We start from the raw sequence: 234 nt of genomic DNA on the forward strand, positions 1-234 counted from the left end.
GATTGCTTGCCAGGAGACCCTCTGTCGCCCAGACGTTCCCTCCATCCGACCCTTCGCGTAGGCTCGGAACTCGGGATGCCTCGCAACGTAGTAGACGAAATCTTCATCGACGCTCGGGTCTTTTGCGGCCATGACGATGAATTCGGTAGAGCCATGACCAATAGTGTTGTCGGGTAGACCGATCACCTTCGCGGTTTTCCCGTTTTCGAGGCAGGGTGTAATGCGAGCAAACAG

General features: G+C 56.0%; 1 pseudogene. It reads right to left on the reverse strand.

Features of this window, described 5'->3' with window-relative positions:
• A pseudogene (locus Q5762_RS39730) lies at window positions 1–234 on the reverse strand (restriction endonuclease subunit S); the annotation flags it as partial.

This window comes from Streptomyces sp. P9(2023) (assembly GCF_032436795.1).
Lineage (GTDB): Bacteria > Actinomycetota > Actinomycetes > Streptomycetales > Streptomycetaceae > Streptomyces.